At 64.7% G+C, this 19,008-nt stretch carries 19 protein-coding genes and 1 pseudogene; 15 read left to right on the top strand and 5 right to left on the bottom strand.

All coding sequences use genetic code 11. The features are described 5' to 3' along the window. Positions 1 to 87: 87 nt before the first annotated feature. On the top strand, positions 88 to 555 hold the full coding sequence (locus tag HWY37_RS30400; protein ID WP_246302449.1) for a DUF7424 family protein: 468 nt from the start codon (positions 88 to 90) through the stop codon (positions 553 to 555). Between the two features lie 109 nt (positions 556 to 664). Here HWY37_RS30400 and HWY37_RS30395 read toward each other — a convergent pair whose 3' ends face one another. Beyond that, positions 665 to 1,165, bottom strand: coding sequence for an acyloxyacyl hydrolase (locus tag HWY37_RS30395; RefSeq protein ID WP_175207456.1), 501 nt, complete (start codon positions 1,163 to 1,165; stop codon positions 665 to 667). Positions 1,166 to 2,133: 968 nt separating this feature from the next. Here HWY37_RS30395 and HWY37_RS30390 point away from each other — a divergent pair. The 11 genes and pseudogenes from HWY37_RS30390 to HWY37_RS34925 form a co-directional block, all read left to right on the top strand. Continuing rightward, complete coding sequence (locus HWY37_RS30390) at positions 2,134 to 2,727, top strand: BPSL1445 family SYLF domain-containing lipoprotein (RefSeq protein ID WP_175207409.1); 594 nt, start codon at positions 2,134 to 2,136, stop codon at positions 2,725 to 2,727. 384 nt (positions 2,728 to 3,111) lie between these two features. Then, positions 3,112 to 3,378: a hypothetical protein gene (locus tag HWY37_RS30385; RefSeq protein ID WP_175207408.1), complete on the top strand. Its 267-nt coding sequence runs from the start codon at positions 3,112 to 3,114 to the stop codon at positions 3,376 to 3,378. Next, on the top strand, positions 3,375 to 4,796 hold the full coding sequence (locus tag HWY37_RS30380) for a hypothetical protein (protein ID WP_175207407.1): 1,422 nt from the start codon (positions 3,375 to 3,377) through the stop codon (positions 4,794 to 4,796). Before HWY37_RS30385 ends, HWY37_RS30380 begins: the two co-directional genes overlap by 4 nt. After that, complete coding sequence (locus HWY37_RS30375; RefSeq protein WP_176090526.1) at positions 4,793 to 5,410, top strand: TadE/TadG family type IV pilus assembly protein; 618 nt, start codon at positions 4,793 to 4,795, stop codon at positions 5,408 to 5,410. The genes HWY37_RS30380 and HWY37_RS30375 overlap by 4 nt, the downstream gene beginning before the upstream one ends. After that, on the top strand, positions 5,407 to 6,198 hold the full coding sequence (locus HWY37_RS30370; RefSeq protein ID WP_175207405.1) for a hypothetical protein: 792 nt from the start codon (positions 5,407 to 5,409) through the stop codon (positions 6,196 to 6,198). Before HWY37_RS30375 ends, HWY37_RS30370 begins: the two co-directional genes overlap by 4 nt. Beyond that, positions 6,195 to 7,043, top strand: coding sequence for a Flp pilus assembly protein CpaB (gene cpaB / locus HWY37_RS30365; RefSeq protein ID WP_175207404.1), 849 nt, complete (start codon positions 6,195 to 6,197; stop codon positions 7,041 to 7,043). Before HWY37_RS30370 ends, cpaB begins: the two co-directional genes overlap by 4 nt. A gap of 17 nt (positions 7,044 to 7,060) precedes the next feature. Further along, on the top strand, positions 7,061 to 8,401 hold the full coding sequence (locus HWY37_RS30360; RefSeq protein ID WP_175207403.1) for a type II and III secretion system protein family protein: 1,341 nt from the start codon (positions 7,061 to 7,063) through the stop codon (positions 8,399 to 8,401). A gap of 4 nt (positions 8,402 to 8,405) precedes the next feature. Next, the gene (locus tag HWY37_RS30355) at positions 8,406 to 10,112 is read left to right on the top strand and encodes a TadA family conjugal transfer-associated ATPase (protein ID WP_176090548.1); all 1,707 of its coding nucleotides are present in this window, start codon (positions 8,406 to 8,408) and stop codon (positions 10,110 to 10,112) included. Next, the gene (locus HWY37_RS30350) at positions 10,109 to 10,954 is read left to right on the top strand and encodes a type II secretion system F family protein (RefSeq protein ID WP_175207401.1); all 846 of its coding nucleotides are present in this window, start codon (positions 10,109 to 10,111) and stop codon (positions 10,952 to 10,954) included. Before HWY37_RS30355 ends, HWY37_RS30350 begins: the two co-directional genes overlap by 4 nt. Before the next feature lie 15 nt (positions 10,955 to 10,969). Continuing rightward, entirely contained in the window at positions 10,970 to 11,842 is an 873-nt protein-coding gene (locus HWY37_RS30345) for a type II secretion system F family protein (RefSeq protein ID WP_176090525.1), read from the top strand. Positions 11,843 to 11,907: 65 nt separating this feature from the next. Continuing rightward, positions 11,908 to 12,072: pseudogene (locus tag HWY37_RS34925) on the top strand (DUF192 domain-containing protein); the annotation flags it as partial. A gap of 6 nt (positions 12,073 to 12,078) precedes the next feature. On the opposite strand, the gene HWY37_RS34735 reads toward HWY37_RS34925, so the two are convergent. After that, positions 12,079 to 12,882 carry a BPSS1780 family membrane protein gene (locus tag HWY37_RS34735; RefSeq protein ID WP_246302448.1) on the bottom strand — a complete coding sequence of 268 codons (804 nt, stop codon included), beginning with the start codon at positions 12,880 to 12,882 and terminating at the stop codon, positions 12,079 to 12,081. Positions 12,883 to 12,948: 66 nt separating this feature from the next. Beyond that, positions 12,949 to 13,917 (bottom strand): homoserine kinase, encoded by a 969-nt coding sequence (locus HWY37_RS30335; protein ID WP_176090524.1) that lies wholly within the window; start codon positions 13,915 to 13,917, stop codon positions 12,949 to 12,951. Positions 13,918 to 14,138: 221 nt separating this feature from the next. Between HWY37_RS30335 and dusA the strand changes: the two genes are divergently transcribed. Then, positions 14,139 to 15,119, top strand: a complete 981-nt coding sequence (dusA, locus tag HWY37_RS30330) for a tRNA dihydrouridine(20/20a) synthase DusA (protein ID WP_246302447.1) — start codon at positions 14,139 to 14,141, stop codon at positions 15,117 to 15,119. Positions 15,120 to 15,149: 30 nt separating this feature from the next. Here the strand turns inward: dusA and HWY37_RS30325 are convergent, their stop codons facing one another. After that, positions 15,150 to 15,608 carry a CBS domain-containing protein gene (locus tag HWY37_RS30325; RefSeq protein WP_042792875.1) on the bottom strand — a complete coding sequence of 153 codons (459 nt, stop codon included), beginning with the start codon at positions 15,606 to 15,608 and terminating at the stop codon, positions 15,150 to 15,152. 38 nt (positions 15,609 to 15,646) lie between these two features. After that, positions 15,647 to 16,960 (bottom strand): YihY family inner membrane protein, encoded by a 1,314-nt coding sequence (locus HWY37_RS30320; protein ID WP_175207396.1) that lies wholly within the window; start codon positions 16,958 to 16,960, stop codon positions 15,647 to 15,649. A 17-nt stretch (positions 16,961 to 16,977) separates the two neighbouring features. On the opposite strand from HWY37_RS30320, the gene HWY37_RS30315 reads away from it, so the two are divergent. Beyond that, positions 16,978 to 17,349 carry a DUF2069 domain-containing protein gene (locus HWY37_RS30315; RefSeq protein ID WP_176090522.1) on the top strand — a complete coding sequence of 124 codons (372 nt, stop codon included), beginning with the start codon at positions 16,978 to 16,980 and terminating at the stop codon, positions 17,347 to 17,349. After that, complete coding sequence (locus HWY37_RS30310) at positions 17,346 to 18,833, top strand: protein adenylyltransferase SelO (RefSeq protein ID WP_176090521.1); 1,488 nt, start codon at positions 17,346 to 17,348, stop codon at positions 18,831 to 18,833. The genes HWY37_RS30315 and HWY37_RS30310 overlap by 4 nt, the downstream gene beginning before the upstream one ends. Positions 18,834 to 19,008 lie beyond the last annotated feature (175 nt).

Raw genomic sequence — 19,008 nt, 5'->3', positions numbered from 1 at the left:
GAGGCATGTTGAGAACAAGAAAAATCGCGGTATTGGCCATGGCCGCTGACTGCTCGCAGGTTGCAAAACAACGGCAGACCGTCGGACGTGTTGGTCGACGTTCAGCAGGCCGTTCCAGGCATTTTTTCCGATGCCAAGTATGCAGAGTGCTACCGCAAGGGGTTCAACTCGTTCGCCCGGTTTTCTCTTCCGATCTTTCTCGATAAGGACAGGGATAACAAGCTCGCATCGGAGTCTCACGTCAACTTGGTGTCGAACGATGAGGGGCTGCTCTCCGTCAGTGTTCCCAAGTCAGTCAAGGCCAAGCTTGCCGCGGCTCAAAAGAAGTCTCCTGTGGGAGCCTTGGACCTGAGCTTCGCGATCAAGGTCAGGAACGATACGGGCAAGGATTTCTCGTTTTCCGCTATCGGAGTGTTCGTCGATCAAAAGCCGCACGTGTTCAGCACGCTGACGGCGAAGGCGGGAGGAACGTTTGTGGTTGTTTTATCCGACGTTTCGGCGAAAGCCGCTGTCGAGAACGGATATGCGATGGTTTTGCGGCATAAGCTGGACTAGTCGTCGCCTTTGTTGTGGTGTTGACGTTTTCCCAACTCAAGAGGCCCGGGCGGTCCGCTAGGGGCGGGCGGTTCAGTCCATATTTCCGACCGAACACGCCCGACACAAATCAGAACTGATAGGTATAGGTCACTTGCACCGTGTCCAACCCCGGATTTGGCCGCTTGATGCCCGCGTTGGAGAAGTGCGAATACCGCAGTCCTATGCGGTTGTTCGGCGTCAGTAGAAAGCCCACGCCGATATGATCGCCAAATTGGAACGCGGAGCCGATGTTCTTGTCCGCGAACCGTGTGCGCGTGAACACGGTGGCTCCAACACCCGCCTCGATGTAGAAGCGCTCGCTGGTCCACCAGCGGAACATTGGAATGGCGCTGAATTGCCAGGCGTTGCCGGGTGAGCGGGAGCCGTCCGCCGTCCAATAGGATGCTCCCAGTTCCGGAGTCAGATCCAGTCTTCCCCAGCTGCCACCGAACTCCGTGGTCCAGATCGGCGCGGTTTCGTAGTTCAGGGTGTAGCGTTTGTAATGCTCGCCCACGCCGTAGTGCAGGCTGACGCCCCCCTGAGGATCTAGGGAGTTCGCGGTGGCGGAGGTTGCCGCGGCGACCGTCATGGTGCAGAAGAGCGTCAGCAAGAATTGCCTGGTTTTGAATCTTCGCTTGGTGATGTTGTAGTTGTTGGCGTTCATGTGGAAATCCTGTTTGCGAGCCAGTTGTCTGATGGCGCGCTCACTCTATCAATTCTTTCTGCGAGAAATATGAAGTAGTGTGAAGTTTTGCGCGAGTCATCGGGATGAGTCTGGGCAACCTTGGGTTTTCGTGGGCGTCGGGCCCAAAGCAGGAATAAATAAAGGCGGGCTTCGGATTAATCCGAGGCCCGCCTTGTTTTTCGGATTTTTGCGATTGTCTTTGATTTCCTGGTATGTGAGGATGCTCTTGTGCTGCGGTCCGGTTCAACTGCATGGTTGTGATTTAAACCATCCGGGAAAATCCGAATAATCGGGGGCTCGGATAATCAATTGACTGCGGAGGCTTTGCTGGTACGATGAAAGAAAATCCGGCCTCCCTCCCCAAATGTAGGGTGCGAATTCATGAGCAAATTCAGGTTTGCCCAGGGGTTACTCCTCGGACGAGCGGCTTGCAAATGGCGAGCCATGCTCATGGGCGTGCTCATTTCGCTAACGCTGGGATTTTCGTTCTGGCTGATTCTCTCAGACGGAGAGCGGGCGAAGCGCGCAGGCTGTGCCCTGGGCGGCACTCTTATTGGAATGTGCTGCATCGCTCTCGTGGTGTGCAGGAAATGACCGGCGTGCGTCATGGCCTGTTTATGCCACGTTGATTTCGATAATGTTTACTATTCCGGTTTTCATTAAATAAAGCGCGATCCATTGGCCAAGGGGTTGGCTGCTCCTTTATGTCGGCGCGGAGTTAATGGAGCAATTCCAGTCTGGCGCAATGCCACGGGTTCACCATGGGCCGACCGGCTCGTCGCGGAAGGGGAAGAACCTGCGAATCCCAGGTAGCATGACGGCGTCTACCGGACAACTCCGGAGCAGATATTGACAACAAGAAGGAGCGCTACATGCTTGATAGTCTTTCCAAAGCAAGTCGGGCCGGTGTGATCGCCGCAACGTTGGGCGCGGCCAGTCTGCTGTTTGCTGGCTGCACCACGACCACCGCTCAATCCTCGGCCACGGCTGCGGAGAAACGGCAGGAGCTCGACACGGCCGCGGACGCGACCTTGTCCAAACTGTATCAATCCTCGTCCCAAGCCAAGCAGTTGGTGGAGCGCGCACGGGGCGTCCTCGTGTTTCCTGGCGTGTTGAGCGCCAGCTTCATCGTAGGCGCTCAGCATGGAACAGGCGTGTTGCGCGTGGCTGGATCGGATACTGGCTACTACAGCATCACGGGAGGATCGATCGGATTCCAGGCGGGCGCCCAGTCCAAGGCCATGGTAGTGCTGTTCATGACGGATGGCGCGTTGGCCAAGTTCCGGGCCAGCAGCGGCTGGACCGTTGGGGCGGATGCGACGGTCGCGGTCGCCAATGTGGGCGTCAATGGCAGCATCGACACTTACACGGCGCAGCAGCCCATCGTCGGCTTCGTGCTGAATAACGGCGGCCTCATGGCCGGCGTCTCGGTGGACGGCAGCAAGATCTCGCCGCTGTTGCTGTAGGCGGCTGGTGCTGCAGGGACGCGCTTGGCCGGCCTTGCCGGAGCCACGTCCTTGTGCACGGTGGACGCTGAAATGGAAGAGCGCCCCAGCTCGAGGTGAGTCTGGGGCGCTCCTGCCCGGCTTCGCACGCGATGGGTGTCAGACAGCCCGGCAATTCCAATCTACTGCCTGGCATCAGGCTGAACAATAGGGAAAACCCCAAAAATATTAGAGGGTTACAAGATTCTTGCGGCCTGCGCGCGTGGGGAGTTTTCTTCTTGCCATTGCAGGTCGCGGGCCGTCAACCAAGCTGTGACAACTTCATCCGCCTCGGTATCCGCGCATTGTGACGCCGGAGCCGGACGCCGACACTGAAGCTTCTTTTCACTGTGCCGGAGAGCGGATATGTCGGGGTTTCGGAAGCGTCAGTCGGGACAAGGCATGACAGAGTACGTCGTGATCGTGGCCCTGGTCGCGGTGGCGGCCATAGCGGTGTATCAGTATTTCGGCCAAGTGGTGCGATCCCAGACCGCCGCCATGGCGCGCGAGCTCGCCGGCGAGGACGGCAGTGCGCAAAGCCGTTCGGCGCAGCAGGCGGCGCAGAAGGCGGCGGCGCAGACCAAGGCCCGCTCGCTCAAGTCCTTCACCGGCAATGCCGCGGACGCGAAGTGAAAACGCGTTCGCGCGCATCGCTGGTTCCTCAACGGGGGCAGGCGCTGGTCCTGGGGCTGTTGTTGGCGGCCGCGGGTATCGTTTCCGTCGTCGTCCTGTACAACTTGGGGCAGACCGTGGGGGCGCGGCAGCGGCTGACCCATGTGGCGGACGCGGCGGCGTACAGCGGGGCGCTTGAGCAGGCGCGCACGCTCAATGCGATTGCCTACCTCAACAGGGCGCAGATCGCGCATCAGGTGGCCATGGCGCACCTGGTCACACTGGGCGCAGCGGCACAGTACGCCCGCACCATGCAGGCGCAACGCAATCGCGGCAATCCGCCCGCCAGCCTGATCGCCATGCTGTTCGGCCCAGACGTGGGTCTAGCCTATCAAGGCGCGCAAGCCGTTCCCGATGCCGAACAGCGGCTCGCGGCGGCATTCGCCGAACATGACAGGGTGGTTCATCAGGTGCTGGAGGCCGCGGCAGCGTCCGCCGTCGGCGGGCTTGCCGCCGCGCGTGACCGCATCATGCGCAAGGTGCTGTCCGCGAACTACACCGGCGACGCGCCGGGCGTTGGCACGCCTGGCGGCCATGCCTATGAAACTCCGAGCTTGCGTCTGCTAGCGGATGGCTGGCCCGGTTTCGTGGAGCGCCGGATCTCTACGCGCCAAGCAGGTCTGCGCCCCGCCGTGGAGCAGGTTGCGGAGCGCTATGGCTTCCTGCAGCGCCGCAACGTTACACGCCGCAATCCGTGGATGGTCAAGGCGGTGTGTCCCTTGCATCGCCACGAGCTGCGGCGGCGCGGTTCCACCTGGCTCGGTCCTGATGGACGTTGGGGGGCGCTGGATACCCAGTCCTATCACGCGCTGCGCTTCAACCGCTGGAAGGGTTGCTACTTTCGCGAATACGCCATGGGCTGGGGCACGGCGCAGGGCCAGAAGATCAAGGCACCCGAAGGGCTGGAATATGTGGAGGAGCCTCCACTCGACTTCTCCGACCAGGATTTCTGGCGTTGGGTGGAGCTATCCACGAACTGGGATCTGCTCAACGACATCAGCAATCCAATGGCCAATTCCTACGCGATGGCAGCGGTGCAGCGCTGGCCCGGCCAGGGGCTGCCCGCCTATCGCGACATCGTGTCGTCGCGCAGTGGGGATCCCTTGCGCTTTGCCGTGGCTGTCCAGTTGGCGGGCTCAGCCCTGAAAACCACCGATGCCGGCAGCGAAGTCCGGGCGCCCTTGGGCCGCTTTGGCTATGCCGCCCTGGGCCAGGAGGGCCAAGTCACCGTGACCTCCGCGGCAGAGACCTATTTCGCGCGGCCCGAATCCCGCGCCGATGGCCGCGATGAACTGGCCACGCTTTTTCGTCCTTACTGGCAGGCGCGCTTGTCCGCCGTCACTGCGACTGAGGCCGCGCAGGCAAGGGGCAGGCCATGAGCGGGAACGCTTTGCACCAGAAGGGGCAGGCTGTGGTGGAAGCGCTATTGATGCTGCCGCTACTGGTTCTGCTGCTGTGCGCCGTGCCGTGGATCGGCGGTTTGCAATTCACGGCGCAAGAAATGGAGCAAGCCAGCCGCAAGGCCGTGATGGCCAGCGCTCTGGGACGTCCCCTGCAAGACCTGCGCACGGCAACGAACATGAAGTTGTGGAGCGGTGCGGAGTCCTTGCCTGGCGTTGCCGCGCCACGGATTTCCGTCTTGCAGGACGAATGGTTCGGCGCGGGGCTGAGCCTGCTGTCAGTGACAGCAAGCACAGAGCGGCGCGACAGGGATGCGTCGGCATGGTTGCGGATCGCCCGCCGTACTCATGTGGCCAGCGGCGCCGGATATGCGCACGGGGATGCTGATATTCAGCGCCGCATCGGCAGGGCGCCCACATCCTGGCGCAATGCGGAAGGCGCGTCCTTGTCCCAGGCGCGGCGCATGAAACCGGTCATCGACCGCATGGATGGTGCGTGGGGAAGGCCCGGACTGTCGCTGGACTGGTTGTCCGCTTGGGCTGACGTGGTGCCTGCGGATCGGCTGGCCGGCCGCCTGAGGGCGGGAAAATGAGCGAGCTCGCATCCCAGTTCTTTCCCGGCGTCCTTGTCGTGCAGAGGGGCGCGGGCTGGCGGACCCTGGCGGTCGCGCGGACACTGCGTCTGTTGCTGGCCGGGGCGCTGGCCGTCGCTGTCGTCGGATGGCGCAATAGCGTTGCCCAGGGGGACGCTGCCAATCGCGGCGAAGTCGGCCAAGCCAAGAGCGACAAGTCCGGCGTCGCGTCCTTGGAATCTCTGCGGTTTCCCGCAGGATCGCGGCGCGGGCTGCTGGCGGAACGCATATGGCTGCATGGCATCCCGGCGCGAGTGCTGGTATTCGACACGCCGCTCAGCACGCCTGAATTGATCCGAAGCCTGTCAGGCCAGCAGCCCGGCCTGGTCGACCTCAATGTGCTGTCCGGCCAGGCCATCCTGTCGGGTCAGGTAGGCCGGGAGCGATGGGTTGTCCAAATGGAAGGTCTTGGCGCTCGCCGCACGGTGGGCAGCATCTCCACCGTCAATCTCCATGGCGCGCCTGGCAACTCATGGCCCGACTGGCTTCCGCCCGGTGGCCGTATCAGACTGGACGTGGCAGTGCAGGAGGATGGTGTGCGCGTGTCGGAACGCATCTGGCAATACGCCTTGCCGCCAGGGCAAGTCGCTCCCATGCTGGAGGCGAGTCTGCTCCGGCATGGCTGGCGCCGCCTGCCAGCATCTGAGGAGGGGGGGCAGTGGTGGGGCCGGCGGGACGCGCGCATGCGCCTGTCGCTGGTGCCACTGGATGGTGGCAGTGGGCTGCTGGTCAGCGGGCGCACGCCATGATGAGCCGCATCCTCATTGCCGCGCAGCGTCTGCGCAAGGCAGGCGTATACGCGATGGCGCTGGCCGCCGGCCTGGTGTCGGCATGGGCGGTGCGGGAACATGTGCAGCAGCGCGTCCAGGCGCTGGAAGCCGAAGCGCGTACGCCTGTCGTGAGCCGCCTGGTCGCGGCCTATGACCTGCCCGCAGGCACCCAGCTCGAAGAGGTACACCTGGCGGTGCGCGAGATTCCCGAGCAATGGGTCTCGCGGGCCAGCATCGATCCTCTGGACCTGGCCAGCCTTCTAGGCGCGACCTTGCTGGCCGACGTGGCCAACGGCGAGCCCCTGCTCCGGGGCAACGTGACGTTCAATCCGCCGGCTCCGGCCCTGGCGTCCCGGCTGCGCAGCGGGCAGCGCGCGTTGACGGTCGCGGCGGCGGACCTGGGAGGCCTGGCGGACGTATTGCGCGCTGGCGATGCGATCGACATCTACGTGAGTTTCGCGCATCGCCAGCGCGAACTCACGGTGCCGCTGCTGCAAGGCATGCGGGTGCTGATGGTGGGAGGCGAGGCCGATGCTGAAGGCAAGGGGGGCAACATCACCCTGGCTGCCACGCCGGACGAAGCAATGCGTTTCGTGGCGGCGCGGCAGGCGGGTGTCCTGACCGCCCTGTTGCGGCATCGTGACGATGCCGCGGTGGTCAGCGGTACGCCTCAAAGCGACCTGGCCTCGCTGATTGGGCTGGACCTGGAGCCCCGGACTGTGCCGGGCGTGAGCATTCTGTACGGAGACCGGCTGGAGTCCAGGGGAGCCGAGGGCGCGCTGGATATGTCGATGCAGGCTGGCTCCAAAAAGGATCGACCGTGAGACATGGCGTCCTCAGCATGCTCGCCTTGGCGTTCTGCCTGGTCAGCCCGGCAGCGTGGCCGGCAGACGATGTGATCGAACTTCAAGTTGGCGAAACGCGGATCCTGTCGCATCCCGGGGTCAAACGCGTGGCGATAGGCAATGGCCAGGTCATAGGCGCCATCGAGGCCGAAGGGCGGGAAGTCGTCGTGTTCGCGCGCGCCGAAGGCGTCTCGTCCATGCACGTCTGGGCGAACGGCGGTCGTGCCAAAGCCTACGAAATCCGGGTCGTGCCGGCAGGGGCGCCGCGCTTGCGGGCGGAGGTCGAGGCCTTGCTCGCCCGCATACCGGGTGCGCGCAGTTCCGAAGTAGGCGGCCGCATCCTCATCGAGGGCGACGATCTTTCCGACGACGACCGTGTGCGCATCGCGGCCTTGGCGGAGCGCTATCCCGCCGTGCTGGACTTTACCGGGCAGGTGGGCTGGGACCGCATGGTGCAACTGGACGTGCAGGTCGTGGAAATTCCCTCGTCCCGATTAAGGGACCTGGGCGTGCGCTGGGACGGGATGTCCCAAGGCGGCGTCAACGCGGGCCTGGCGTGGGATGCTGGATCGCGCGGGCGCATGAAGCGTCCCGGCGATGAGGTCATCGAAACAATGGGGCCGGCGTCGCCCGCGGCCGGCTATTTTGGCGTCAACGCATTGCTGTCGTCCCGCATTGCGATGCTGGCTCAAAGCGGCGAAGCCGTCATGCTGGCCCAACCTCAATTGCTTGCGCGCAGCGGCGCCAGCGCGACCTTTCTGGCTGGAGGAGAGGTGCCGTACGCGTCGACCGACTCGCGCGGCAATTCCACCACCTTGTTCAAACCCTATGGCGTGCAGCTCAAGATTACGCCCCGCATCGACCGCAACGGGGTCATCCGATCCTTGATCGAGGTCGAGGCAAGTTCGGTTGATACGGCGCTGAGCGTGCCCGGCGGTCCGGCGCTACGGACACGCCGCGCGTCCACCGAGTTCAACGTGAGGTCCGGCAACACGCTGGTCATCGGCGGCTTCCTGTCGCGCGAGCGGAACGATGCGGCCGACGGTTTGCCCTGGCTGCAGGACATACCTGTGCTGGGAGCCTTGTTCTCGTCCAGGCGCTATCAGACGCACGAGACCGAGCTCGCCATTTTCGTGACGCCCAAGATCATCGCGCAGACCGAGCCCGCCATGGCTGATCGCGTCCGCCGGGGGCGCGGTGTGCTGGATGCGGCCTTTCCGGCGCCGCCCCGCCTGGGAACCGCAGCGCCGGCTGCGGAGGGTTGGGATCCTTATTCGGGGGCCGGTTCGCAGTGGGGAGCGCAGCATGACGGCGTTCTCGCGCCTGTATCGGAGTGAGGTCATGATCGATATAGAAATGACATTCGAGGATGCGGCCGTCCGCAGGCTGTCGGCGGCCACGCCCTTGGTGATAGGGCGTGCGGCGCATTGCGGGTTGCGCATCGTGAATTGGAGGGTGGGGCGTCAGCATGCCCGCCTGTCGCGGGACGAGGCCGGGATTGCCCTCGAAGACCTGGGCACGCTTGCGGGGACTCTGGTGAACGGCGTGCGTATCGCGCGCCATGCGCCGGTACTACCTGACGACGAGATCCTGATCGGGCCGTGCCGCCTGCGGGTGTCGCTGACGGCCGATGGTCAATATGCTGGCGGATCGTTCGGGCTCGCGCCGGCGCTTGCCGAGCAGGAGATGAGTGTTCACCCGGAGCCGGCGCTGCCCGCGGCTGCCGCAGCGCCGCCTGTCGGGCTGCCGCAGCAACGGCTGCCGCAGCATCGGCTGCAGGAGCGCCGGCGCCTGCACGGGGCTCTGCTGGATGCATTGGACCTGCGTCGCCGCGATGTGGCGGGCATGAGCGACGGCATGCTGCGGGCCGAGGCCGAGCGGCTTCTGACGCAGATCGTCGCCACGGACGCGGAATTGCCGCCGGAGACAGACCGCGTGGCGCTTTGCCGTGAGGTGCTGGACGAAGCGGTAGGCCTGGGGCCGCTGGAACCCTTGCTGGCTGCCGCCGACATCACGGAAATCATGGTCAACCGCCATGACGAAATCTATGTCGAGCGCGCGGGACGCCTGTCGCGGCACCAGGCTGCGTTCACCAGCGAACAATCGGTGCGCTGGACCATCGAGCGCATCGTTACGCCCTTGGGGCGTCGCATCGACGAAAGCTCTCCGATGGTGGATGCCCGTCTTGCGGACGGATCCCGGGTGCATGCCGTCATCCCGCCAGTGGCGATAAGAGGCGCGAGCCTGACGATACGCAAGTTCCCGCAGCAGCGCCCCGGAATGTCCGACCTGATTGTGGCGGGTTCCTTGAGCGGCGCCATGGCGCAGTTTCTTGCGTTCTGCGTGAGGGCGCGCAGGAATCTGGTGGTGTCCGGGGGGACGGGAGCAGGCAAGACCACCTTGCTCAATATCCTGTCCAACGAGATTCCCGATGGCGAGCGCGTGGTCACCATCGAAGACGCGGCGGAACTGCGTCTGAACCACGATCACCTGGTGGCGCTGGAGGCTCGGCCCGCCAACCAGGAGGGCCGGGGACGCATCGATATACGCGAACTCGTGCGCAACGCGCTGCGCATGCGTCCTGACCGGATCGTCGTGGGCGAGTGCCGCGGAGCGGAGGCCTTTGACATGCTGACCGCCATGAACACCGGTCACGAAGGATCCCTGACCACCCTGCATGCCAATTCGCCTCGGGATGCGCTGGGGCGCCTGGAAGCCATGGTCCTGATGGCGGGGCTGGACCTGCCACTGGCAGCCGTGCGTGAACACATCGCGGCCAGCGTGGATATCGTGGTGCAGCAGGCCAGATTGGCGGACGGACGGCGCGTTGTGACGTCGATCGCGGAAATCGCCGGCATGGAAAGCGGGCGCATCCAACTGCAGGACTTGTTCCGGTACGACCGCAACCGAGGCTTTGCTGGTTGTGGCGCCATGCCGGGATTCGCTCGGGAATGGTCGCAGGACGGTTTGGCCTGCGATCCCGCCTGGTTCTCCGATGCGGCGGATCCCGGAACGGACCGCGGGGCCTTTCCGCAAGGAGCACCATGATCTGGCTTGCGGCGGGAGGCGCCATGATCTGCGTGCTGTTGCTGGCCTGGCGCGCCCAGAGCTGGTTTGCGCCTGCGCTGCGCCGTTACCGTGAGGTCTACACCCATGATGCGGGCCTGCGCTTGAGCGAGGTGTTCCTGTTCATCGACCCGGCTCAGTTGTGGGCGGGCGCGGTGGCATGCGCCGCGCTGGCGGCTTTGCTGGCTTTCACGGTCACAAGGAGTGGCGTCGTGGCGGCGATGGCCGCAGCGTTCGCCTTGCGCATGCCCCGTGCGCTTGTGAACGCCTTGCGGCGCAGGCGCGCGCGCCGGTTTGAACAGCAATTGCCGATGGCGTTGTTGATGCTCGCCTCCGCTTTGCGTGCTGGCGCGGCGCTGGCGACGGGCCTGCGCAATGTCGTCGAGCAGAGCGACGCGCCGCTGGCTCAGGAGTTTGGCTTGATGCTGCGTGAACAGCGCATGGGAGTGCCATGGGATGCCGCGCTCGAAAACCTGCGCGGCCGGATGCCGGCTGATTCGACTGCTCTCGTCGTGGCGGCCATCCGCATCGCGTCGCAGACTGGCGGCAACCTGGCGGAGGCGCTGGAGAGCATCGCCCAGACCCTGCGTGCGCGCCTGCAATTGCAGGCCAAGCTGCTGGCGCTGACCTCCCAGGGACGCCTGCAAGCCTGGATCGTCGGGGCTTTGCCCCTGTTACTGCTCGCCGTGCTGGATCGCCTGGAGCCGGAAATCATGGGCCTGCTGTGGCATACCCCGGTGGGGTGGGGCGTGCTGGCTATTGTGGCGGTGCTGGAAACGGCAGGCATGCTGCTGATCCGGCGCATCATCAGGATCGAGATCTGAAGGGGGAGGAGAGCGATGTGGTTGTACCTGGGTCTGTTGACGGCTGCATTGGTAGCGGGCTGGTTGGCGTGGGTGCTCCTGAAGCCCTTGTTGCTGGACGGAGAGGGGGCGTCCTCTGCATTGCCGTGGTGGTGGCGGGTGGCCTGGCACTGGGTTGCGGCGGTCGCGCCCTTGGCGGGGCCCTTGTGTTCCTGGCGCTGGCGAGTCCGGCTGACTCGCGCGATCGAACGGGCGGCATTGCCCGCAGGCATCGGCTATGCGCATGTCGCGGCGCTGTGCTGGAGCGCCGCGGTTGCCGCGGCCGGATTGACGGCGGCCGCGGCCATCGTGCTGGCGCAGGCACAGCTCTGGGGGTGGATGCCTTGGGCGGCTGCGTCTGCCCTGGCTGGAGGCGCCGCGCCGGGGCTCTGGCTGCGGGGCTTGGGCCTCAAGCGGCGCCGCGATATCGAACGTGACCTGCCATTCGTGTTCGACATGATGACGCTGTGCGTGGAAGCGGGGCTCAGCGTGCAGGGGGCGTTGCAGATGGCGGCGCAGAGCGGGCCGGCCGGAGCCTTGCGCGACGCGCTGGCCGACGCGTTGGCGGAGATGCGGGCGGGCGTATCCAGAACCGCGGCAATCAAGGCCCTGGCGGAACGCAGCAATAGCCCGCTGGCCCGCAACTGGGCGGCGGCCCTGGCGCAGGCCGAGGCGCTGGGAATAAGCTTGGGACCGGTGCTGCGCGCGCAGGCGGCGCAGAGCCGCAGTGATCGCCATACGCGCGCGGAACAATTGGCGATGCAGGCTCCGGTGAAGATGTTGTTGCCGCTGATCGGCTGCATTTTTCCCTGCACGTTCATCGTGCTGGCGTTTCCGATAACCGTGCAACTGTTGCAGAGCGTGCAGTGAGCAGCCGCCAGCCATTGCCGCGCAACCGGGTCCGGCTGCTCAAGGTGGCGAGCTGGCAGGGCCGGATGCGTGGCTTGCTGGGGCGTAGGCCGCCGGGACCGCGGTCCGGCATCCTGCTGATGTCCTGCTGTGCGGTGCACACCTTCGGCATGCGTCACGCCATCGACGTGGCGTTCGTGTCGCGGCAGGGTAGGGTGGTGGCGGTGCGCAGGGCGCTTGCGCCCTGCCGCGTGGCGTTATGCGTGCGTGCCGTTGCCGTTGTCGAGATGCGCGCCGGTGTTCTCGATGCCGAACACGGAGGTATAGGCTGGATAGAAGCTGCAGTACAACACGCCGCCGGCGGCGATATTGAACGGAATCTGCAGCGTGCCGGCCAGTTGCGGCGACAGGCCGATGGCGACCAGCAGGCCGGCGCAGAGATCGATGAACAGAAACACCAGCACCCAGGTGGCGCCATAGACCAGGAAGGGCAGCTTGTTGCGCCAGCAGGCGATGCCCGAGAAAAACAGCGCCTGGACCAGGCGCAGGCCGTGCCAGGCGACGAGCACGGGCGCATGCCAGAACAGCGCCGCGATCACGACGTACACGATGGCGAACAGCGTTAGCGGAACGGCCATCGCGGACAGGATGGGCTCCATGGTCTTTTCCACCGAGGCAATGCGCATGCCCTCGGCCATTGCATCGGTGAATGGCAGGAAGATGACCAGGCCCGTCACGATGCAGAGCGCCGCGTACAGCAGGCCCATCAGGAACAGCTTCCTGAAGACGCCGGGCTGCTTGAGCGGCTTGGCCCACATCGAGGGCAGCATGACGCGGTCCGCTTCGACATGCTTGCATGCCGATAGTGTCATCAGAGTGATGATGGGCATCAGCGCCACGACCAGAATAGGTCCGATCGGCGGCGTCGCGGTGGCGAAGATGACCAGGAGGCTGATGGCCATGGCCCAGGTGAACATGGCCAGAGGTTGCTTGCGGAACAGACGGAAGCCGTCTCGGACCCATTGCCAGCCGGATGTCGCGGGTAGGAATGCTGCTTGCATGGCTCTAAAAGGGGGAGGGATCTCTCAAAAAGGGACGCGCTATGCCCATTATGGGGGGCACAACCGTTACGGCAATATGGGCAGACCGGGGCGGTGGCGCGCTTGCAACACTCTTTCGAAGTGCCGGGGATCGTGCGGCTTGAGGGTTTGCGCCGGCCGAGGCAGGAAAAAGTCGTACAGGCGCGAGATCCAGAAGCGCAGCGCGGCGGCGCGCAGCATCAGCGGCCAGACCTCGCGTTCCGCGTCGGTGAAGGGGCGCACGGCCGCGTAGGCCGACAGCCAGGACTCGACCAGTTCGGGTATGAATTCGCCGGTGTCGCGCTCGATGCACCAGTCGTTGACGCTGACCGCCACGTCGAACAGCCAGGTGTCGCAACCCGCGAAGTAGAAGTCGATGATGCCGCCCATGAGCGGATCCTCGAAGGTGCCGGCAAACAGGACGTTGTCGCGGAACAGGTCGCAGTGGGCCGGGCCCGTCTGCAGCGCTTGCCACGCTGGGGTGGCCGCGGCGGCCTGTTGCGAGGCCAGTTCGGACGAAAGCAGCTGGGCCTGAGCCGGCTCCAGGAAGGGCATGACCTTGGGAGCCGTTTCCAGCCACCACGATAGCCCGCGCAGATTGGGCTGGTGCAGCGGGAAATCGCGCGCCGCCAGATGGGCTCGGGCCAGCGTGGCGCCGGCCAAGGCGCAATGCGCCGCGCCGGGCGCCGGTTCGTAGCCGCCGGGCAGGCGCGAAACGATGGCGCAGGGCTTGCCGTGCAGGGTCGTCAGGCGGGTGCCGTCGCGCAAAGTCTGGGGGCGAGGCACGGGAATGCCGCGCTCGGCCAGGTGGTACATCAGTTCGATGTAGAACGGCAGCTGGGCCTGCGTCAGCACCTCGAACAACGTCAACACATACTCGCCACGGGTCGTGTAGAGAAAGTAGTTGGTGTTTTCGATACCCGCCGTAATTCCCCGGAGCGAGACGAACTCGCCGAGATCGAAATGCGCCAGGAGGGCGCGAGCGTCGTCGTCGGATACAGGGGTGAATACGGCCATTGATATGCGGGAGTGAAGGGTTAACGGACGCTCGGACATGCCTGTAGCGGCTGTGGCGGCGCAATTTTAGACCACATGGCGGACGGGTTCGCCCGCGGTCCGAGAATACGGACGGTTCCGCCTGCCGGGCATAATGCCGCCAAGCACCGTAAAATACCGCATCCCCTTGTTTTGTAGAGTGATTCTTGGACTCCCCCGACTGGCGGCTATGCGTCGCCCCGATGATTGATGTGACTGACCGTCATTGCCGCTATTTCCACCGGCTGCTGGCGCCGCGTGCGCGCCTGTACACGGAAATGATCACCACTGGCGCCTTGCTGCACGGCAATGTCGAGCGCCACCTGGACTTTGACGAGGCCGAGCATCCCGTGGCCCTGCAATTGGGCGGCAGCGAGCCCGACGCGCTGGCGCACTCTGCCCGGCTGGGCCGGAAATGGGGCTACGATGAAATCAACCTGAATTGCGGATGTCCGTCGGAGCGGGTGCAGAAGGGCGCTTTCGGCGCCTGCCTGATGGCTGAGCCCGCCCTGGTGGCCGATTGCGTGAAGGCCATGCAGGACGCCGTGGATATTCCGGTCACCGTCAAGCATCGGCTGGGGCTGGACTACGACGAGTCCTATGATTTTGTGCGGGATTTCGTGGGCAAGGTCTACGACACGGGCTGTCGCGTGTTCATCGCCCACGCCCGCAACGCGGTGCTCAAGGGCCTCACGCCCAAGGACAATCGCGAGATTCCACCCCTGCGCTACGACGTGGTCCGGCAACTCAAGCGCGATTTCCCGGATTGCACCTTCGTGCTCAATGGAGGTCTGGCCGATGCCGAACAATCCGTGCTCGCCGCGGGAGACTTCGATGGCGTCATGCTGGGACGCGCCGCATGGCATACGCCGCGGGTGCTGTCCGAGGTGTCTATGCAGCTTTGGCCGTCGGTGCGGCTGCCCAGCGACGCGCAGGTCGTGGACGCCATGATGGAATACGCCACGCGGCAGGTCGCCCGGGGCGTGCCCTTGCGGGTGATGACCCGGCCCATGCTGGGGTTGGTGAACGGCCAGTCCGGCGCGCGCCGCTGGCGCCGCATGTTGTCCGACCCGACCTTGCTGGCCGCGAACAACCCTGAGCTGATCTACGATGCCTGGCGCAGCCAGCGGCATGCGCCCGATGTGCGCGGCGCCGCGATCGAAGCGGCGCCGGCGGGGGTGTGACGGAAGGCCGGCGATGCCGGCCTTCGTGTTTCAGGACTTGGCCGGTTCGGCGCTTTCCGTCGGCCAGTCGCGGATGTAGGCCTTCAGCATGTTGTTCTCGAACTGCTGGGCCGCCACGATGGCCTGGGCCATGTCGTAGAACGAAATGACGCCCATCAGGGTGGGGCCGTCCATGACCGGAATGTAGCGCGCATGCTTTTCGAGCATCAGGCGTTGCACTTCGTCGGCGCTGGTGTTGGGCGACACGCTGACCGGGGCGTCGTCCATGATGGAGCGGATGGTGGTTTCACCGGCGCCGCCGTGCGCATGCATATGGCGGATGATCTCGCGGAACGTGAGCATGCCGGTCAGCGTCCCGAATTCCATGATCACCAGCGAGCCTATGTCCTGCTCGCTCATTGTTTGCACGGCCTGGGACACAGGCATGTCGGGCGACGCCGTATAGAGCGTATCGCCCTTGACGCGCAAAATCTCGCTGACCTTCAACATCGGTTCCTCCTGGGCGGATTACGCCCTGATGCTATTTGCTAATTCTTTTTCGCTTCCAGTTGCAGCACCGGAGCGATTCCATTTTCGGTATTTTGCGCTTCTCCGCAGAGTTCTTCCAGCGTGGGCGCATTTTGCTGGGAAATCACGGCCGAGGCGACCCGCAGTATTTCCGGGTCATTGCGAACCCTGGGCTGGCCGCGGTCCAGCAGAAAATGGTCCACCACGGGCCCCATCGACGTGTTGCGGGCGTCGCAGGTCAATACCCACAGGCCTTCAGGGCTGCGCGTCGCCAGCCCCATTTCGGCCAGGGTTTCCAGCACCTGGTTCAGTTCGTCCTGGTGCAGGCGCAAATGCGCGGCCAGGATATTGGCGGGCAAGCCCGGCAGATTGGCGGCCTGCGCCTTGCGCAAGGCGCGCAGGGCGTCCACGGCGTCCACGAAGGGCGCGCCGGGGTAGCGGTTGATTTCCCAGCGGCCCAGGCGGATCAGCGGCGCGCTGGACGCCAGGGTGGCTCCCAGCAATACGGCCAGCCACGACAGGTAGATCCAGAGCAGGAAGATCGGCAGCGTGGCGAAGGCGCCGTAGATGATGGTGTAGGTCGGGAACCGGGTCAGGTAGTAGGCGAATCCCGATTTCATGATTTCCAGCACGATCGCCGTCACGCAGCCGCCGACCAGCGCGTCGCGCCAGAGGACCTCGCGGTTCGGGACCATGACGAACAGCGCGGCGAAGCCCAGGGCGGTCAGCACCAGCGGGATGAACGAAATCGCGACGCTGACGATTTCCGGCACGTCCCGCACCAGCCCGAGCGATTCGCGGGCCACGAACGACGTCGCCCACAGGCTGGCGCCCGCCACCACCGGCCCCAGGGTAATGATGGCCCAATAGACCAGCGCGCGCTGCCGCAGAGGGCGCTGGCGCGTGACGTGCCAGATGTCGTTGAAGGCCTTGTCGATCGTCATGATCAGCAGGAGCGAGGTGACCAGCAGGAATGCGCCGCCGATGGCGGTCAGGCGCGAAGCCTGGCGCGCGAACTGGTTCAGGTACTCCATGATGTTGTCCGAGACGGACGGCGGCATCAGGCTGTTGGTCAGGAAGTCTTCAAGCGCGACGCGGAATTCCTGGAACACCGGAAAGGCGGTGAACAGCGACAGCACCACGGCCAGCATGGGCACGATGGCCAGAACGGTCGTGAAAGTGAGGCTGGACGCCACCTGCAGCAGTTTCTCTTCGCCGGCGCGTTCGGCGGTGAAGCGTGCGACGCGTCCGGCCCTCGCGACCCATGAAGAGCGCGAAGTCGAGGACTCAGGGGCCGCCGGCGTAGCGGCGGCGGGCTCGGCGGGGCGATTCATCAGGCGATAATAGCAGCATGAACCCTGAACTCAACCCCCGTTTGCGCCTGCTGGCCTCGGTTTCGCTGTTCGCCCTGATCGTGCTTTGCGTCACCTGGGAAACCGTGGTGGCGCCGGTGCGGCCGGGCGGGTCCTGGATGCTGCTGAAGGCGCTGCCACTGGCATTTCCGCTGCGCGGCATCGTGCGAGGCAATCTCTATACCTATCAGTGGGCCTCCATGCTGTCGCTGCTCTACCTGATGGAGGGCGTGGTGCGTGCCATGTCCGATCCGGCGCCGCTGTCGGTGGCAATGGCCTGGGGCGAGGTCCTGCTGTCGGCCATCTTCTTCCTTAGCGCCATTTTCTATGTGCGGCCCGCCAAGCGGGCGGCCAGGAGGCAACGCGCATGAGCGCCCACAAGCTGTCCGACCTGCGCGTCGTCAATTCCTTCGCCGCCTTGCCCGCGCCGTTCTATACCCGGCTCGCGCCTCAGGCGCTGAATAATCCGCGCCTGCTGCACGCCAATGCCGAGGCGGCGGAACTCATCGGCCTGGACCCTGCCGTCCTGTCCACGGCCGAGTTCCTGAGCGTATTTTCGGGCGCCCAGCCCCTGCCTGGCGGCGATACCCTGGCGGCGGTCTACAGCGGCCACCAATTCGGCGTCTGGGCCGGCCAATTGGGTGACGGCCGCGCCCATCTGCTGGGCGAGGTCGAGGGGCCGCAAGGAAACTGGGAGCTGCAACTCAAGGGTTCCGGCATGACGCCATATTCACGCATGGGCGATGGCCGCGCGGTGCTGCGCTCGTCGGTGCGCGAGTATCTGGCCAGCGAGGCCATGCATGGCCTGGGTGTGCCCACGACGCGCGCGCTGGCTTTGGTGGTATCGGATGACCCGGTCATGCGCGAAACCGTGGAAACGGCCGCCATCGTGACCCGCATGTCGCCCAGTTTCGTGCGCTTCGGTTCGTTCGAGCATTGGTCGTCGCGCCGCCAACCCGATCTGCTGAAGACGCTGGCGGACTACGTCATCGACCGCTATTACCCGGAATGCCGGGACGCGGAAACGGGACAGGCCCGCGACGACGTGGCTCCCTATATAAATCTGCTGCGCGCGGTCACGCGGCGCACGGCGCTGCTGATGGCCGACTGGCAGGCGGTCGGCTTTTGCCACGGCGTGATGAATACCGACAACATGTCCATCCTGGGCCTGACGCTGGATTACGGTCCCTATGGCTTCATGGACGGTTTCCGCCTGGGCCACATCTGCAACCATTCGGATTCGGAAGGGCGTTATTCCTGGAACCGGCAGCCGTCCGTGGCCCTGTGGAACCTGTACCGATTGGGCGGCAGCTTGCATGCGCTGGTGCAGGACGTGGATGGCTTGCGGGCCGTACTGGATGAATTCGAAGCCGTCTTCACGCGGGCCTTCCACGATCGGATGGCGGCCAAGCTGGGCCTGGCCGCATGGCGTCCGGACGACGAGGCGCTGCTGGACGACCTGCTCAAGCTGATGGACGCCAACCAGGCCGACTTCACGTTGACCTGGCGGCGCCTGGCCGATGCCCTGGAGGGCCGCCGCGGCATGTTCGAAGACTTGTTCATCGACCGTCCGGCTGCGGGCGCCTGGTTGGACCGTCTGGTGGCGCGGCATGCGCAGGATGACAGGCCGGCGCGGGAGGTGACTGAAGGGATGAACCGCGTCAATCCGATTTACGTGCTGCGCAATCATCTGGCGGAAGAGGCGATCCGGGCGGCCAAATCGGGCGACGCCACCGAGATCGACACGCTGATGAAGCTGCTGCGCAATCCCTACGAGGTCCTGCCGGGACATGAGCGCTATGCGGGACTGCCGCCGGATTGGGCGGGCAGCCTGGAAGTCAGCTGCTCGTCTTAATATCGGCCGCCGGCGGGCGTAAACCAGGGATCGAAGAAAGCGGTTTACACGCGATTTACAAGAAAATAACCATTTGGATAAGGAATATCGCAGTTTTTTTCATTGCAATCATTCGTTTCCATTGTAAAAGACGTAAGATTGTCGCCAGCGGAACACCCGGGACCCCGCGTCCTCG

Source organism: Achromobacter anxifer (genome assembly GCF_903652925.1).
Taxonomy (GTDB): Bacteria; Pseudomonadota; Gammaproteobacteria; order Burkholderiales; family Burkholderiaceae_B; genus Achromobacter; species Achromobacter anxifer.
The sequence above is the reverse complement of the archived record's forward strand: the minus strand, read 5'-3'. Positions and strand labels throughout refer to the sequence as shown.

Bases quoted from the DNA above. Each gene is read 5' to 3' on its own strand.
- HWY37_RS30395 (WP_175207456.1), bottom strand. From the start codon at position 1,165: ATGACGGTCGCCGCGGCAACCTCCGCCACCGCGAACTCCCTAGATCCT.
- HWY37_RS30390 (WP_175207409.1), top strand. From the start codon at position 2,134: ATGCTTGATAGTCTTTCCAAAGCAAGTCGGGCCGGTGTGATCGCCGCA.
- HWY37_RS30385 (WP_175207408.1), top strand. From the start codon at position 3,112: ATGTCGGGGTTTCGGAAGCGTCAGTCGGGACAAGGCATGACAGAGTAC.
- HWY37_RS30375 (WP_176090526.1), top strand. From the start codon at position 4,793: ATGAGCGGGAACGCTTTGCACCAGAAGGGGCAGGCTGTGGTGGAAGCG.
- HWY37_RS30370 (WP_175207405.1), top strand. From the start codon at position 5,407: ATGAGCGAGCTCGCATCCCAGTTCTTTCCCGGCGTCCTTGTCGTGCAG.
- cpaB (WP_175207404.1), top strand. From the start codon at position 6,195: ATGATGAGCCGCATCCTCATTGCCGCGCAGCGTCTGCGCAAGGCAGGC.
- HWY37_RS30360 (WP_175207403.1), top strand. From the start codon at position 7,061: ATGCTCGCCTTGGCGTTCTGCCTGGTCAGCCCGGCAGCGTGGCCGGCA.
- HWY37_RS30355 (WP_176090548.1), top strand. From the start codon at position 8,406: ATGATCGATATAGAAATGACATTCGAGGATGCGGCCGTCCGCAGGCTG.
- HWY37_RS30350 (WP_175207401.1), top strand. From the start codon at position 10,109: ATGATCTGGCTTGCGGCGGGAGGCGCCATGATCTGCGTGCTGTTGCTG.
- HWY37_RS30345 (WP_176090525.1), top strand. From the start codon at position 10,970: ATGTGGTTGTACCTGGGTCTGTTGACGGCTGCATTGGTAGCGGGCTGG.
- HWY37_RS34735 (WP_246302448.1), bottom strand. From the start codon at position 12,882: ATGCAAGCAGCATTCCTACCCGCGACATCCGGCTGGCAATGGGTCCGA.
- HWY37_RS30335 (WP_176090524.1), bottom strand. From the start codon at position 13,917: ATGGCCGTATTCACCCCTGTATCCGACGACGACGCTCGCGCCCTCCTG.
- dusA (WP_246302447.1), top strand. From the start codon at position 14,139: ATGATTGATGTGACTGACCGTCATTGCCGCTATTTCCACCGGCTGCTG.
- HWY37_RS30325 (WP_042792875.1), bottom strand. From the start codon at position 15,608: ATGTTGAAGGTCAGCGAGATTTTGCGCGTCAAGGGCGATACGCTCTAT.
- HWY37_RS30320 (WP_175207396.1), bottom strand. From the start codon at position 16,960: ATGAATCGCCCCGCCGAGCCCGCCGCCGCTACGCCGGCGGCCCCTGAG.
- HWY37_RS30315 (WP_176090522.1), top strand. From the start codon at position 16,978: ATGAACCCTGAACTCAACCCCCGTTTGCGCCTGCTGGCCTCGGTTTCG.
- HWY37_RS30310 (WP_176090521.1), top strand. From the start codon at position 17,346: ATGAGCGCCCACAAGCTGTCCGACCTGCGCGTCGTCAATTCCTTCGCC.